This is a genomic window from Candidatus Paceibacterota bacterium (assembly GCA_035452965.1).
Taxonomy (GTDB): Bacteria; Verrucomicrobiota; Verrucomicrobiia; order Limisphaerales; family UBA8199; genus UBA8199.
The window spans coordinates 25,484-42,160 of sequence record DAOTCE010000033.1 but is presented as its reverse complement, the minus strand read 5'-3'; the positions used below and the strand labels follow the sequence as shown (position 1 = coordinate 42,160).

The window sequence follows — 16,677 nt, the reverse complement described above, 5'->3', positions numbered from 1 at the left end:
CCTATGAGTGACAGAAGTTTTTCCCGGCGACGGCGCGGCATGCGTTTTCGCCCCAGCGGCGGGCTCGGCCATGGACAGCCCCACTCCGATCGCGAAGCCATGCAAGCTCGCGCCGAGGCATTGGGCAAGCCCGCCGGGCCTGAGAAGCTCTTTGAGCACCGCCATGCGCACGAAATCGAGCGCGCTGAAAACGTGGCCGCGGGCCTGCCACCTGAAGGTCTGCCGCGAGAAACGCCGGAGGCGAAAGGCCCGGGCAAAGGCCGTTTCCGAGAACCTCACCCGGGCACTCCCGCCGAGGTGCAGGAAGACAAACCCTTCTCCCCAGTGCCCGTTAAGGACCCGCCGAAGGGAATTGTGGAAACCATCCGCGCCGCGGCGAACACGCTCGTCAAGAAGGTCCAACGGCTGATCAAGCCAGTCAAACGCATCCACAAGGAAGTGGTCATCAATGCCGAGACGCTCGAAACCCGCGTCGCGGTCTCCGAAGAAGGCCGGCTGGAGGAATTCACCATCGAGCGGACGACCGAGGAACGGCTGGTCGGCAGCATCTTCAAGGGCCGGGTGCGAAACCTGGAAGACGGTCTCAAGGCCGCCTTTGTGGATATCGGATTCGAGAAAAACGCTTTCCTGCATTACTGGGATATTGTGCCCAATGCTTTCGACAGCGGCGTCGAGATTGTTGATCGGCCGGGGAAGCGGCGCGACAAACCCAAGATTACGCAAAAGGACATCCCGCGCCTGTACCCGCCCGGCAGCGACATCATCGCCCAGGTGACCAAGGGCCCGATCGGCACTAAGGGCCCGCGGGTGACAACCAACCTGGTCCTCCCGGGACGCTACCTGGTCCTGCTCCCGAACTCAGACCAAAGCGGCATCTCCCGCAAGATCGAGAACCAGCAGGAGCGCCAGCGGCTCAAGAAGATTCTTCGCGATCTGGCCATCCCCGACGGCATGGGCGTCATCATGCGCACCGCCGGCGAAGGCCAGCAAAAACGCTACTTTGTGCGCGACCTCGCCCTGCTCCTCGAGGAGTGGAACCAGATCCAGGAGCGCATAAAATCCCAACCGCCGCCCAGCTGCGTGTTCCAGGAGCCGGACCTCATCGAGCGCACCGTGCGCGACTTCCTAACCGAAGACGTCGAGCGCATTGTGGTGGACAGCCCCAGGGCGTGCGACCGGATGCGGGATTTGATCTCCAGAATCTCCAAGCGTTCCGCCGGAAAGATCATCCTTTACAGCGACCCTCAACCGATCTTTGACCGCTTCAGCATTACCCGGCAACTGGAGAACGCTTTCTCCCGCCAGGTTCATTTGAAGAGCGGCGGTTACATCGTCGTGGACGAGACTGAGGCGCTCGTCGCTATTGACGTCAACACCGGCCGCCACAAGGGCGGCAAAGACCAGGAATCCACCATCTTGAAGGTGAACCTCGAGGCGGCCGATGAAATCAGCCGCCAGCTTCGCCTGCGCAACATGGGCGGACTTATTGTGCTCGATTTCATTGACATGAAGTCCCGCCGTGACCAGCAACAGGTCTACCAGCGCATGAAGGAGGGGCTGCGTCGTGATAAAGCCAAGACTCATGTTTTGCCCATCTCTCAGCTCGGCCTGATGGAAATGACCCGTCAGCGCCACTCCGAGAGCGTCAATGCCGCCGTGTATGATGATTGCCCCTACTGCAAAGGCCGCGGCAAAGTCAAAAGCGCACTCACAATGAGCGTCGAGATCCAGCGCAAGCTCGGCGAAATCCTGAAGCGCCGTTCGCGCGACGAGTCGGATTTCCAGTTACGCATCGTCGTGCACCCGACCATCCTCGAACGCCTCCGCACCGAAGACGAGAAGCACCTCATCGAGATGGAGAAGCGCTATTTCGGCAAGCTCTCCTTCCGCGCCGAACCTTCTCTTCACGCCGAGCAGTTCAAGATTGTGAACGTCGCGACGAATGAAGAGCTGGCCAGCGCCGGCGGCTGAGCATAGCGACTCCTTACTGCCCTTGGCCGCGCGCAAAATTGCGAGCGGCAGCTTTGACCGTTGTTGCGCCACCCTAATGCGGTGGCGCAAGCGGGAGGACGCGGCTTGCCGCTGCCAGGGTGCCCATCCAACCGTCCTCTCGGGAGAGGCCAGGCGGAATCGTGCTCCGCGTCAGCTCACAAATAGGTACTTTGAGGCGAATTCCGGCTGGCTGGTGGCGTTCACGCCGAGCTTGCGCAAACCGGCGGCGTCACCGGGCGACGGGATATGCGTGAGGTGGACGTCACAACCGTGGAGCACTTTTAGATGTTCGATGGCGGCCTCCGCGGCCGGATTCATCAGGGCGCTGATGCTCAGCGCGATAAGGGTCTCCTCCAGGTCCAGGCTGGTCACCTTTCCCTTGAGCACGTCTGTTTTGAAATGGCTGAGCGACCGGGTCACATTAGTCGGCAGGAGATGAATCGTATCCGGAATGTTGGCAAGCATCTTAACCGCGTTGAGCACCAAGCTCGAGGCGGCGTGCATTAGCGGCGAGTTCATGCCGGTGACAATCCTCCCATCCTTCAACGCGATGGCCGCACCGCAGAAGAAACCGTCGCTCCCCTTGCCCCGCGACTGCGCCGCGCGCGCGGCCTCCTGCGCCGGAGCCACCACCCGGCGATCCGTCGTGCTCAGTTCCAGGTTCCGCATGATCAACTCCACCCGCTCCACTGAATCACGCTCTACCAGCCCCATCGCGTACTCGCAGGCGTAGTTGAAATAGCGCCGGATGATTTCCTGCCGGGCCGCCTGCCGGCACATCCCGTCGTCCACGATTCCGAAACCGGCCCGGTTCACCCCCATGTCCGTCGGCGATTTGTAGAACGACGGCTCGCCCGTGATCCGCTCAATGATCCGCCGCAGCAGCGGAAACGCCTCGATGTCCCGGTTGTAATTGACCGCCGTTTGCCCATAGGCCTCCAGATGAAAATGGTCAATCAGGTTTACGTCCTTCAGCTCGGTGGTCGCGGCTTCGTAGGCCACGTTCACCTCGTGCTTCAACGGCAGGTTCCAGATCGGAAACGTCTCGAACTTGGCGTAGCCCACCTTTCGCCCACGCTTGTGCTCGTGGTAAAGCTGTGACAGGCAGGTGGCCAGCTTTCCGCTCCCCGGCCCCGGCCCGGTGACCACCACGATCGGCCGCTCTGTCTCAATCCACGGGTTTGCCCCATAGCCTTCCTCGCTGACAATCATGTCCACGTCCGTCGGGTAACCCTTCGTCGCCCGGTGCGTATAGACGCGGATATCCCGCCGTTCCAGCTTGTTCTTGAAGGCCACCGCCGCCGGCTGATTGTCAAACCGCGTGATCACCACCGCCCGCACCGTCACGCCCCATTCCCGGAGTTCGTCAATCGTCTTGAGCGCGTCTGTGTCATAGGTGATCCCGAAGTCCGCCCGCATCTTCTTCTTCTCGATATCCCCCGCGTAGATGCACAACACCACCTCCGCCCGGTCCTTGAGCCGCTGCAAGAGCCGCATCTTCACCTCGGGCTGGAAACCGGGCAGCACCCGCGCGGCATGATAGTCCAGCAGCAGCTTGCCGCCGAACTCGAGGTAGAGCTTCTGGTTGGCACCGTCAACGCGCTGCAGAATCGCGGCGCTCTGTTGCTCCAGGTAGCGCTCGTTGTCGAAACCGGTGGTTGCGGCCATGGGTTGTTCCTTCTGCTGAATCGCCATCGCCTTCATCCTAGGGGTTTCTGCGGCCTTTGGAAAGCTACCAAATATCAAAGACATCTTGGAGTTGCTGACACTCTGTACTTTAATGAACTGGAATTGCTTCTGGCTGTAGAAATCCCTTGCATCCACAAACCCCTCCATCCACGCTCCTCATCCACAGCGATGTTGGCGCTACCGCTGATAATGAAAAAAAGACAGGGGGCTGTGGCCCTCTGATTCAAATCGCCTACCCGCGTCGGCACCACTCAACAAGACCATGAAGACGATTGCACGAAACTTGAAGACGAGGATTCTGTTATTGTCGCTGGCGCTTCCCCTGTGCGCGGAGGCTGCGACAGCTTTTAACGACGGTTTTGAAGGCGCCGCGCTGGACCCGTTCTGGACGGCGCAGCAACAGAACGGCACCATCGCCCCCTCCTCGCTCCAGCCTCACACCGGCACGCAATCTGTCCGCATGACGCGCACGACCGGCGGGCAGTTGGGGCTGAGCCTGAACCATGTCTTTGCGGAGGCGGAATTCGGCACTGCCAGCGTGTGGTTCTATGACAGCGTGTTCTATTGCTATGCGTCCTTTGTCCTGGAGAACACCACCGCGGCGAAGAGCGCTTCGATCGGGGTGCAGGATTGGGACTACGGCAATTATTATTGGAACTCGCACATTAGCAGCGGCTCTGTCGGCGCCCGCGCTCCGGGCTGGCACCTGTTTTCCATCACCACCGGCCCCACCAACCAGATCGTCACGCTGGATGGTGCGGTCCTCTTTTCCGGAACCAACGAGAACATTGGTTTCAACAAGGTCTCGCTGAACGCATCCGGCCCTGGCGGCAGCGGCAGCTATTTTTGCGACGACTTTTCCCTCACGCAATCGCCGGTGATTGTAGGGCAGCCGCAAAGCCGCGGCGTCGCCATTGGGTCTGAGGTCACGTTCGCGGTCACGGCCGTTGGCTTGGGCTCGCTGTCCTATCAGTGGCAGTTCAACAACGCCGACCTGAGCGAAGCCACTGGAGCCAGCCTCACGTTGACCAACGTGCAGTTGTCCTACGTCGGGGATTACCGGGTAATTGTGACCAACGAAACCGGCAGCGTGACCAGCAGTGTCGCGGCGCTGACCATTTCGTCTCCCATCATTACCGAGCAACCGCAAAACCAGAATGTCCCTCTCGGCTCCAACGCCACGTTCGTCGTCACCGCGACGGGCCCGGGTGTGCTTGCGTATCAATGGCAATTCAACTCCGCCAACCTGGCTGGGGCGACCAACGACGTGCTGTTGATAACCAACGCGCAACCGTCCAGCATTGGCGATTACCGGGTAATCATCTCCAACGATTACGGCAGCGCCACCAGCAGTGTTGCCACCCTGACCCTGCTGCTGCCCCCAACCGTCACGACCCTGGCCGCCAGCAATGTGAGCGCTTGGAAGGCCACTCTAAGAGGGACGGTGAATCCGCACGGCACCAACGCCACGGCCTGGTTCGAGTGGGGTGCCACGACCAGCTATGGAAACGTCACACCGGTTCAGCCCCTTGCCGGCGGTTCCAGCGCCGTCACTGTGAGTGCTGCGATCAGCAATCTGACCCATTTGGCCTCCTACCACTACCGCCTCGTGGCCAGCAACGTCGTGTTCCGCACCGACGGCACGGATGCCGCCTTCACCACCCTGGCTGCGCGGCCGGTCGTTTCCTCGTTTTCGCCGGTCGTCGGCACCCCCGGCACGATCGTGACGATCACAGGCAGCAACCTGACCGGGGTCACCTATGTGGGATTTGAGGGGATTATCGCCGAGTTCACCGTAGTTTCTGACAACCAGATCACCGCGGTCGTTCCGGCCGGAACCGCCTACGGACAGATTGTCGTGGCCGGTCCTGGCGGTGTGGGAGCCAGCGCCGGCGGTTTCGTGGTGCGGCCGACGGACTCGATCATTGCCGGCCCGTTCTTCCCTCCGCCCCTTGACTGTTCCTTCTCAGAATCATCTTCGCCTGATGAAGGCGCCATCGGGCGGACCGGTGGCAAAACCTGGTATCTTTATAACGTGGCACTGGCCAATTCGGCGGTGGTTTATTGGGGAGCCACCAACCAGGGGGTGCGCCTCTCGTTCGTGCGGTCGCCATTCCCGCAGCCGTATCTTCCGGCGGAAATTCTGAGCTACGCTTCCAATCTCTCCGATCTGCCAGGCGGGGTCCTCGTCTGGACGGGCCAGACCCGGTTGCCGCCAAACATGACGACGGTTTACACGCGGTTCACGCTGCGCGTTAAAGATGTCTATGACGCTCCGCTGTCCTTGATGAACGCCGCGGGTTTGGGGCTCCCCGACAACATCGGTGCGGTGCTGGTGGTGACTCCGGATCTGGTTTTTCAGGCGAACATGCTCTTCGAGGCGTCGTTCTCGTTGTCCGGCCCCTATTATCCGGCGTTGGAGTTCTACGACGCCCAATCCACACCCGCCGGCGGCGGCACGGCCTACACCTCTTTTGCCGGCGGCTTCTTCTACGAGAACACCCGGCCGGTGTTCACCAGCGGACCGTTTGCGGATGTGTCAGTGCCCGGAAACACCTCCGTTGGCCCGATTTACTTCACCTTCACGGATGCGGAAACGGGGGCTTCGTCGGTGTCCATCCTGCCCTGTGTCTCAACCAACCAAGCCCTCCTGCCAAATGGCAACATCCCGATCACGCGCACGGCGGCTAATGCGGCCTTTCTCCGCGCTTACCCGCTCGCCGGCCAATCCGGAAAGACCGTTGTCACTGTATCCCTCACGGATGGCGGCGCGACCAGCAGTCAACCTTTCCTGCTCACGGTCAACAATCCGCCGCGGCTTGATCGCAACGACCCGTTGTACACCACGCAAGGTGCGGCGCGGATTGTCGGAAACACGTTGCTGGCGGCCAGCGATGCCGAAAACCCCGCCGCGCAACTGACCTACACGGTTGCTCCCGGAGGAATGGGCGGGCCGCCCCACCATGGGTGGCTCCGATTAAACGGCACCAACCTGCTGGCCGGCGACACATTCACCCAGGAGGACATTAACCTGGACCGCCTCAGCTATCTGCACGACGGAGCCTGCGCCACTAACGACGATTTCACCTTTAATGTGTCCGATCCGGACGGTGGCGTAACTCCCACGGGCGAACATACCACCTACACCTTCCGCATTAACGTTGCCCCTGCCAATCATCCTCCCGTTGCGTTCAACGGAACTGCCAACGTCGGGCTTAACGCGACCTTCAACGGTGTGTTCAGCGTGACCGACACCGATTGCCCGCCCGTGCTACTGACATTTCGTGTGTTGACAAACGGCACCAAAGGAACACTTGTTCTAACCGACACAAGCACCGGCGCGTTCAGCTACACCGCCTCCATCGGCCAGACCGGCGACGATACGGTCGTGTTCCAGGTCAACGATGGGACACTGGACGCGGTCTCGCCCGGCGTGTTCACCTTTACCATCGAAAATCAAGCGCCCACTTCTTTCGCTGGTTCAGGAACGACGATGGAAGACCAGCCGTTTCAGGGCCTCTTGTCGGCCACAGACCCCGACCTGCCACCCCAAACGCTGAATTACCGGGTGGTCACCAATTCCCTCAAAGGCGCAGTATCCATCGCCGATCCCGCCACCGGCGCCTTCGTTTACCTCCCTGATCCCGGCGCCATCGGCACGGACGTCTTCAGCTTTGTCGCCAACGACGGAACACTCGATTCCGTCCCCGCCGCCTTCACCATTACCATCCGACCGAATCTGGACCCGGGGGATATCGTGGTTGCCGACGCCAGCGGGCGGCGGTTGGTGCTGATTGACACCGCCGGCGCGCAGTTTGTTCTGTCGGAGAGCAATCTCTTAACCGACCTGCACGGCATCGCCATCGAGCCGTCCGGCTCCATCCTGTTGGTGGACCAGCTCAGCGGCGTGCTCCGTGTCAACCCCGCCAGCGGGGCCCAGACTGTTCTCGCCGCCGCCACCAACTTCTCCACGACTCCGCTTGGTCCCATCGGCATTGCCGTCGAGCGCGACGGTTCGATCCTGGTGGCCGACGGCGTGGAGGGCATTAAACATGTTCACCCGGTCAGTGGCGCTATCTCTGTGCTTTCCTCGGGAGGCAGCCTGGTGTTGCCGGCTGGTGTCACCGTGGCGCCAAACGGGGATATCTTCGTGGCGGACTTGTCCGCGTTGGCCGGTCAGGCCAGCCGCATCGTGCGGTTGGACCCTGCCTCCGGCGCACAGACCATCGTCAGCAGCGGCGCGAACCTCGTGGCTCCGGTCGGCATCGCCATGGACAAGAACGGCATGCTGGTCGTTTCGGATGCGGCCACGTTCGGGGGCGGCTCTTTCGATTCCGTGCTGCGCATTGACCCAGCCTCCGGCGCGCAAACTGTCCTGGCCACGAACAACCTTTTGAGCCTGCCTACCGGCATTGCCACGGCGTCCGGCGGGCGCGTATTGATTGCCAACGGCGGTAGTGGCGCCGTGGTGCAAATTGATGGCACCACTGGCGAACAAGCCGTGCTGGCCTCCGGAGGCTCACTACTCAACCCCTTCGCCGTCGCCGTCGTTCACCGGCTCGAATTGCGGTCCCCTTCGGTCTTGCCGGATCGCCGGTTTCATTGCCTGGTCTATGGCGAGCCGGGCGAAACCTACCTGCTGCAGTCCAGTGCGGACTTGAAGACCTGGAGCACGGCAGGCTGGGTGACCAACGACGCAGTTTTGGTGGAGTTCATTGATCCAACTGCACCGGGTCAACCGTGGCGCTTCTATCGCGCCCGCCCACAGTAAGGTCGTTGCTTTGGCCTTTCAGGCACCCGCAAACTGACTGAACTGACAGATTGCTTATTGTGCGCCGGCAAAGCGATTACGGGTAACCGCTCTCGTCATGCTGTGTTATACAACCTCAATCCTCAGCGATTTGCGGAACCCACTCACCCAGCATTGAAAGGCGGGGCAGTAGCCTGCCTTTGCTAAGTGCCTGATTTTGCAGATCTTCCAGCTTATGGCCTACCCAAAACGCGGAATCAACCCAGCCATTACCTGTTAGAATCGTCTCACCGGGCTGGTGGATTCGAGAACTGCACCTCAAATCGGGTATCTCCGTCCACGCCCGCCGCCTGCCGCCCCAACTACTGGCTCCGCCCATTCCCCAGGTCTGAGGCACCCGGCCCCCAAGCCAACCCCGGCGTTGGGACGGTGCCAATCCGGCGGGACCCCGGTGTGGTTCCCATGGGGGTCGGCCCCCATGGGAACCACACCGGGGTATCGCGGGTGTCACAGCGTTGTCACACCGGGGCGGCTATTCGGTCCAGGAGTAGGGCACTGGAGTAGTGGATTGTGGTGCTGAGGATTCGGTTTGGGGCGGGCATTTCCTACCCTTACCATTGGCGGCAGTAACGAGCCGGAAAAGCAGCCGTGTTCGGGATCGGCAGGCCTAGACGCAATCTCACCCGTTGGAGAACTGCTGGGTCCTGTGCTGCACTGGCAGAGGGGCGCAGTCCGGGCCCACTGTCATTGCGACGTAGACAAACCAGCGTCAGCCCTTTAGTTTCGAAGCTCATGACTGCGAACCGGAACCTCAGTTTGTTGGACTTCTCCACGTAGCCATGAATGCTCGTTCTCTGCTCCTCGCCCTCACCTGCGTCGGCTTGGTCGCCCCCGCCGAGGCTCAGCTATCCGTCTCGGGCAGTCCTTTGGCGGGCTTGGAGCAGCTCAAGGACTTCCGCACCCGGCGGGACTCCTCCTCCGACCCGAACTGGCACTCCGGAAACAGCGACCGGCGTGGCATCGAGGCGGGCGGAACGCTAACAGTCGTGGAGTTGGAAGGTCCGGGCATGATCACGCACATCTGGTTCACCATCTCGCACAAGGCGCCGTTCTACTCGCGGCTGCTGACGTTGCGCATTTACTGGGACGGCGAGGAACATCCTAGCGTCGAATGCCCGGTGGGCGACTTCTTCGGCATCGGCCACGGAGTGGACAAACCCTTTATGTCTATTCCGATCCGCGCCACGTCGGAGGGCCGGGCACGCAACTGCTACTGGCCGATGCCCTTCCGCAAGTCGGCCAGGATCACGGTGACCAACGAGAGCAAGGAGCCGTGCCGCTCGTTGTACTACTACGTGGACTGGCAGGAGCATGAGACGCTGCCGGCCAACACCGCATACTTCCACGCCATGTACCGGCAGGAACATCCGTGCGTCATGGGCCGCAACTACCTGCTGGCCGACATCAAGGGGCACGGACATTACGTCGGCACCATTCAGAGCGTTTATCACATGTCCGCCGGCTGGTATGGCGAGGGAGACGACTTCTTCTTCATTGACGGCGAAGCCGAACCGAGCCTGCGCGGCACCGGCACCGAGGATTACTTCTGTGATGCGTGGGGATTCCGCGAACAGGACGGCCCCTTCTATGGCACGCCCTTATGGGAAGGCCAAAAGGCAGGCGACCGCGGGACGGCGTATCGCTTTCATCTGACCGACCCCGTGGTATTCACCAACTCGCTGCGCGTGGAGATTGAGCACAAGGGATCGGTGACCCTCCCGGATGGCAAGCGCAATGGGTTTATCGAGCGCGACGATCTGATGTCGTCGGTGGCGCTCTGGTATCAGACCGAGCCGCACAAGCCCTGGCCCGTGCTGCCGGCGGGGCCGGAGCGGCTTCCCTTCAACGAGCGCCCGCTGGTGGTCGGCTGGCAGGCCCTCAAGAGCGGCCGGCATTCCGACGGCGCCGCGGCAACCCAGGATCTGCGCGGCAAGGTCACAGGCGACAAGTTCCTGGCGTTCACGCCCGCCGAGGTTGACGGGTGGATGGAACTGCGCTTCACGACCGACAAAGCGGAGGCAGCGGATTTGGTCGGCCAAATGGTCCACGGGCCCGAGGGTGGCCGGTATCGTGTCCTGCTCGACGGCCAGGAAATGGCGGTGATGACCCTCGCCGGGGAAGATGTGGGCGTCACGCCGCACCGCTGGGGCATGCGCCAGTTGACCGCGGGCGAGCACGTCTTGCGGTTCGAGGCCGCCAACAGGCCCGGCGCCAATGCTGGAAGCCAGCTGGGCTTTGACTCCCTTATCGCCCGCGTGCCGGTCTATGCACGGCCGCTCAATCTCGACCTGCGTAAAATCCAACAGTGACCTATGAACAATCATACCCTCTCCCGCCGCCAATTCCTCCAACTCACCGCCGCCGCTGCCGCCGGCACCGCCGCCTGGCAGTTCACCCCGGCGTTCGCGCAAACCGATTCCGCGGGGACGCCCTTCGAAACCGCGCTCGCGGGTCCCGGCCAAGGCCACTGGCGGCGGCTCTTCCTCGATGCCTGGGCCGTCGAGGAACAGCAGGGCCTGGCCCGCGTCTTTCACGCCGCCGAGAAGCATCCCGTCCCCGTGCTCAAGAGCGACAAGCCCTGGGACAGCGTGCCCGCTGCCATCACCGGCCCTTACGTTTATGGCACCGTTGCCCGGGACGGCAGCAAGCTGCGACTCTGGTATCAGGTCCTCACCAAAGGCAACCACGTCGGGTACGCGGAGTCGATCGACGGCATCCATTGGACCAAACCCGACCTTGGCATCATCGAGTTCAACGGCTCCAAGGCCAACAATTTTTGCCTGTCCGCCGCCCAGCGCGAGGTGGGCGGTGGCGAGTGCCACAACCCCAGCGTCCTCCGCTGCCCCGAGCCCGCCGATCCGGACAAGCGCTACGCCCTGTTCGGTTTTGACGGCAAAGCCGGGCACGCCCGCGTGGCTTTCTCGCCCGACGGCTTGCACTGGAAGTATGTCCCCGAGACCGAGAAGAAGGCGCTCTTCACCTCGTCCGATGTCGTCAACTTCTTCTATGATCCTTACCAGAAACGCTACACCGTGACCTGGAAAACCCGCAGCCGCCGCGGCCGTGCCGTCGGTGTCGGGTGGTCCCAAGACGCGCTGACCTGGACCAAACCCTACGAGGGCCCGCTCTTCGCCGCCGATGATCTCGACCCGGATGCCACCCAGATTTACGGCATGCCCGTGTTTCCCTACCAGGGCCTCTACATCGGCCAGCCGTGGATGTACCACGCCCGCTACTTCAAGTCCGGCGACTATTCGGTCAAGAAGCTCCACGAAGCCCAGGAGGATTCACCTCGCACCATGGAGGTGCAATTGGCCTGGAGCTGGGACCTCATCAACTGGACCCGCGCTGCCGGGCGGCAGCAGTTCATCCCGCGCGGCGCCAAGGGCCAATGGGATGCCGGCATGATCGTCACAGCGCGCGCGCCTGTCCTTGTCGGCGACAAGCTCTACTTCTACTACGGCGGCTGCGATGGATTGCACGATGACAAGCGCGTGAATGCCGCCATCGGTCTGGCGACACTGCGCCTCGACGGCTTTTGCTCCATGCGCGCCGGCATCAACGAAGGCTGGCTCATCGGCCGCCGCGATCCCTTCCGCCGCCCGGTGGTGACCATCAACGCCCGCACCGGCACGAACGGATATGTGACGGCCGAGATCCTCGACCGGCGCAACAAAGTGGTGCCTGGATTCTCGAAGGAAAACTGCGTCACCTTCCAGGGGGATTCCGTCCGCCACGAACTGAAATGGAAATCCTCTGCGTTCACCGCGGCGCAGAAAGCGAGCGACTACAAGATACGGTTCTGGCTCAAGAACGCCGAACTGTTCTCTTACCTGCCCGCCGACCTCGACCCCGCCCAGCCCGACATCGCCCGCCTCTCCCAACCGAAGTCCTGACAGCCGACCCGGCAGCGCCGTCAGCAGTGCGTGATCTCAGCAAAGCGACGGCCGTTATGGTTAGAACTGCCCCTTGCGGGCCCCGGGCTGCTGGTGTGGCTGGTTGGGGAGGTCCGCACACCTCGGAGCAAGAGGCTAGGGTGACAAAGGAACAAGCGGCATGCGTTGCCTCCGCTTGCAGAGCAGGCGTCCTCGTCTGGCTTGAACACTTTTGGCTTTAGCCCTCAAGTCTATTGTTATTTCCTATCGCCGTGAATAGACGAGTGTTCCTCAAAGCCGGGGCCAGCGCCGGCGCTCTGCTGCTCAGCCATCCCGCCTGGGGCACTCAGGCAGAGAAGCCCAAACCGACGGACGATGAAGTCCTTGCCCAAACCCGAGCACGCATTGCGCAGCACCGCATGGGCGACGGAGATATCCTCGTCCGCAATGCACGAGGCAAGCCGGTGCGAGGGGCAAAGGTCCGGGTGGAGCAGCTCCGCCACGATTTTCTCTTCGGCTGCAACTTCTTCCTGTTCGGAGGCTGCGGCAAGCCCGACCTGGAGGAACAATATCGGCAGCGATTCGTCTCGCTGCTCAACTACTGCACACTCGGCTTCTACTGGGCGAGGTATGAACGTGAACGCGGCAAGGCGAACTATCATTACACGGACGAGGTTGCCGCCTGGGCACGCGAGCACGGCATGACCTGCAAAGGCCACCCCCTCGTTTGGGACCACCCAGCAGGCTCGCCGGATTGGCTCCCCGACAACCCGAAGGAGATCGAGCGCCTGTCCGTGGCGCGCGTTCGCGAGATCGTCTCCCGCTACCAGGGCCGCATTGACATCTGGGATGTCGTCAACGAAGCAACACACCTTACCAATAAGCCTAACAAGACGAAGATGGCCGATTGGGCGGTGTCGTTGGGGGCTGTCCCCTATGTTGCCGAGCATCTGAAAGCCGCTCGCGCGGCCAACCCGCGCGCGATGTTGCTTGTGAATGATTACCTCACCGAACCCGCCTACTACTCTATTTTGGAACGGCTGCGGGACAAGGGCCAGTTGCTGTTTGACACCGTCGGCATCCAGAGTCACATGCACGGGGGCGCGTGGCAGTTGAACAAGGTTTGGGACATCTGTGACACCTACAGCAAACTGGGTCTGCCACTCCATTTTACGGAAACCACTGTCGTAAGCGGCCAGCATAAGGGCCCTGGCCAAAACTGGGGACCGACCACCGCCGAGGGTGAGGCCCGGCAGGCGGAACGCACGGTGCAATTCTACACCGCGCTGTTTGCACACCCGGCGGTGCAGGCGATCACGTGGTGGGACTTCTCCGACCTGGGCGCATGGCAAGGCGCGCCCGCGGGCTGGCTCCGGCGGGACATGTCTCCCAAGCCTGTTTACGATCAGCTCATGGCGTTGATCAAAAGACAGTGGTGGACCCGGGCAGAGGAGTCGACTGATGCCCGGGGCAGGGTGAAGTTGCGCGCCTACTACGGCACACACCGTGTGATTGCCCAATTGCCCGACGGCCAGAACGTGGCCAAGGAGGTGCACTGGGAACGCGGGAGTAAGAACCGCTTTGAACTCACGGCATGACGAACCGCACATCACTCTCCGCGCTCGTGCTCGCAGCCGCATTGGCTGTGTGTGACGGGACACCGGCGATGCGGGTCGTGAAGGCCACGAACAGCGGCACTCCGCTGCTGGTAAACGGCGCCTTCGAAGACCCTCTTCCGGAAAAGCCGGCGCCTTGGTTTGCCTGGCAGCAGGGTTATCGCCCGGCGCCGGGGGCGGGACGCGCCGGCTCCCAGTGTGTCGTTTGCGAGCGAACAGAAGGCGGCGGCGAACATGGCATCAGCCAAACGCTCACACTCAACCGCACCAACATTGCGCCCTTCATTGTCCGGGGCTGGAGCCGGGCCGAGAACGTCAGCGGCAGCCCTGACAACGGCTACTCGCTCTACGTGGACATTATCCATGCGGATGGCACCTCTCTCTGGGGGCAGACGGCGAGCTTTTCCTGCGGCTCGCACGACTGGGAGAAACGCGAGTTTGTGCTGCTGCCGGACAAACCGGTCAGGCTATTGACGTTGCATTGCCTGTTTCGCGGTCACACCGGCAAGGTGTGGTTCGACGACGCCTCCGTGGAAGAGGTCCCAACCCCGGCAGGGGCGCTCTTGTTTCAGGGCGTGCCGCTGCAGGAGTTCACGCTTGCGCCGCCCCAGACACAAGCCCCGCAACGCAAGGTCTCCACGCGCGACGGATTACGAATGACTCTGCGCGACACTGCCATCACCTCGCTGCGAGTGGATGGGAAGGAAGTGGGGGCGACATCACCATCAGGCTTCCTGGCCCGTGATTACGCCGCGGACTCAGACGTTTACGCCTTCACCGCCGGGGGATGCACGGAACTTGGCCTCAAACTGGTGGCCGACCTGGCGCCTCATCGGGACCACATTGCCATCACCGGCTGCGTGACCGACACGACGGGCCGAGATCGCGCCGTCACGCTCCTCTTTGCGCTGCCGCTGGACGCAACCGGCTGGCAGTGGGGGGATGATGCGCGGCGGAGCCGCCGCATCGCGGGCAGCGGCGAGTTCGCCAACACCATCAACCTTCGGTGCGGCGCGAACGGCAAGATGTCGCTTTATCCCCTGGCCGCGGTGTGGAATGACCGCTGCGGCCTGGCGCTGGGACTCGACATGGATCACCCGGCCCAATACCGGCTGGTCTATCACGCCGGCACCAGGCAGTTCTTTATCGCCTATGACTTCGGGCTGACGCAGGACACCGCGAGGCTTCCCAGCGGTGCTGAGTTCCGCTTCGTGATCTACCGCTTTGACCCGCAATGGGGCTTCCGCGCCGCGCTCCAGAAGTATTACGACATCTTCCCCCAACACTTCACCAGGCGCGTCGCCCGCGAGGGCATCTGGATGCCGTTCGCCGACATCGCCCGGGTGCCCGACCACGAGGACTTCGGGTTTGCCTTTCAGGAAGGCGCTCCCAACGTCGCGTTTGACGACCAGCACGGCATCGCCAGCTTCGTCTATGTGGAGCCCATGAGCCACTGGCTGGCAATGCCCGGCGACGCGCCCCGGACTTACGAGAGCGCCATGTCGGTCTTGACCAACGATCTGGGGAGCGCCCGGGGCGAGGATCAGGCCCAAATGGCGGCGGCCACGCTCACCAGCGGTGTCGAGAACAGCGAAGGCCGGCTCTCTCTCTACCTGGTCAAGGCGCCGTGGTGCGATGGCGGCGTCTTCACGCTAAATCCCGACCCGGACCTGCCCACCACTCCCGAGCGCCCGTTCAACAAGGCAATGGTCATGCGCCAGCACATTGAGGCGGCCTTCAAGAAGAACGAGCCAAGACAAGGCCCTCTACCCCATCAACCCTCGATCCTCAACCCTCAACCAACGCCCGGCCTGGATGGCGTCTACCTGGACTCGTTCGAGATGTCCTGCGCGGAGCTGAACTACCGCCGGGAGCACTTCCGCACCGCGCGCGCGCCGCTGGTGTTCGACCGCGAGGGGCGGGTCTGCCAGTTGATGATCTTCAACACCTGGACCTTCGCGCGCGACACCGCCGCCGAAATGCGCGAGCAGGGCAAGCTGATGTTCGCGAACGCCGTCCTCTGGCAGTTCGCCTTCCCCGCCCCGCAGCTCGACGTCCTCGGCACCGAGGTCAACTGGCTGCATCACGGCGAATACCTCCCGGACCCGGACGCGGTGATGAGCTTTCGTCGCGCCCTCTGCCGCCGGAAGCCCTACTGCCTGCTGATGAACACCGACTACGCGAAGTTCACCCCGGATCTGGTCGAGCGCTACTTTCAGCGCTGCCTCTTCTACGGCGTGTGGCCCGGGTTCTTCGACCAGGAAGCCGCCTCGAAGGACCCGTATTGGCTGTCAGGCAGGAAGTGGTATGAGCGCGACCGCGCGCTGTTCAAGAAGTATATCCCGCTGCTGCAACAGCTCGCGGCGGCGGGCTGGCAGCCCGTGACCCACGCCGCATGTGACAATCCGAAGATTCTCGTCGAGCGCTTTGGCCCGGGACCCGACGAGACCGCGTATCTGACTCTGCTCAACGACACCGCTGAAACCCAGAGCGGGAGGGTGATGGTGGACCTTAAGGCACTGGGCTGGAGGCGTGTCGCAGCCGCACAGGAGTTGGTTTCAGGGACGCCCGCCAGACCCTCCCGCGCCGGCTGGCAGATCACGCTTCGCCCGCAACAGGGCGAGATGTTGCGCCTGAGCCGGTAGGCTGCCCGAGACAGGCTTGCGCACCGGCAAACAACCGCCCGTCGGCCTGA

7 protein-coding genes are annotated in these 16,677 nt (G+C 62.5%); 6 read left to right on the top strand and 1 reads right to left on the bottom strand.

The window, feature by feature from the left end; all coding sequences use genetic code 11:
* The first annotated feature begins 3 nt into the window (after positions 1 to 3).
* On the top strand, positions 4 to 1,971 hold the full coding sequence (locus tag P5205_18530; protein HSA12360.1) for an Rne/Rng family ribonuclease: 1,968 nt from the start codon (positions 4 to 6) through the stop codon (positions 1,969 to 1,971).
* A gap of 171 nt (positions 1,972 to 2,142) precedes the next feature.
* Here P5205_18530 and P5205_18525 read toward each other — a convergent pair whose 3' ends face one another.
* Complete coding sequence (locus tag P5205_18525) at positions 2,143 to 3,696, bottom strand: DUF1846 domain-containing protein (protein HSA12359.1); 1,554 nt, start codon at positions 3,694 to 3,696, stop codon at positions 2,143 to 2,145.
* A gap of 247 nt (positions 3,697 to 3,943) precedes the next feature.
* Here P5205_18525 and P5205_18520 point away from each other — a divergent pair, with 247 nt between their 5' ends.
* The 5 genes from P5205_18520 to P5205_18500 all read left to right on the top strand — a co-directional run bounded on the left by P5205_18520 (position 3,944) and on the right by P5205_18500 (position 16,627).
* The gene (locus P5205_18520; protein HSA12358.1) at positions 3,944 to 8,452 is read left to right on the top strand and encodes a cadherin-like domain-containing protein; all 4,509 of its coding nucleotides are present in this window, start codon (positions 3,944 to 3,946) and stop codon (positions 8,450 to 8,452) included.
* Between the two features lie 818 nt (positions 8,453 to 9,270).
* Positions 9,271 to 10,800 carry a DUF2961 domain-containing protein gene (locus P5205_18515; protein ID HSA12357.1) on the top strand — a complete coding sequence of 510 codons (1,530 nt, stop codon included), beginning with the start codon at positions 9,271 to 9,273 and terminating at the stop codon, positions 10,798 to 10,800.
* A gap of 3 nt (positions 10,801 to 10,803) precedes the next feature.
* Positions 10,804 to 12,387: a twin-arginine translocation signal domain-containing protein gene (locus P5205_18510; GenBank protein ID HSA12356.1), complete on the top strand. Its 1,584-nt coding sequence runs from the start codon at positions 10,804 to 10,806 to the stop codon at positions 12,385 to 12,387.
* A gap of 251 nt (positions 12,388 to 12,638) precedes the next feature.
* Positions 12,639 to 13,964, top strand: a complete 1,326-nt coding sequence (locus P5205_18505) for an endo-1,4-beta-xylanase (protein ID HSA12355.1) — start codon at positions 12,639 to 12,641, stop codon at positions 13,962 to 13,964.
* A complete protein-coding gene (locus P5205_18500) occupies positions 13,961 to 16,627 on the top strand; it encodes a hypothetical protein (GenBank protein HSA12354.1) in 2,667 nt (888 codons plus the stop codon). The genes P5205_18505 and P5205_18500 overlap by 4 nt, the downstream gene beginning before the upstream one ends.
* The last annotated feature ends 50 nt before the right edge of the window (positions 16,628 to 16,677 follow it).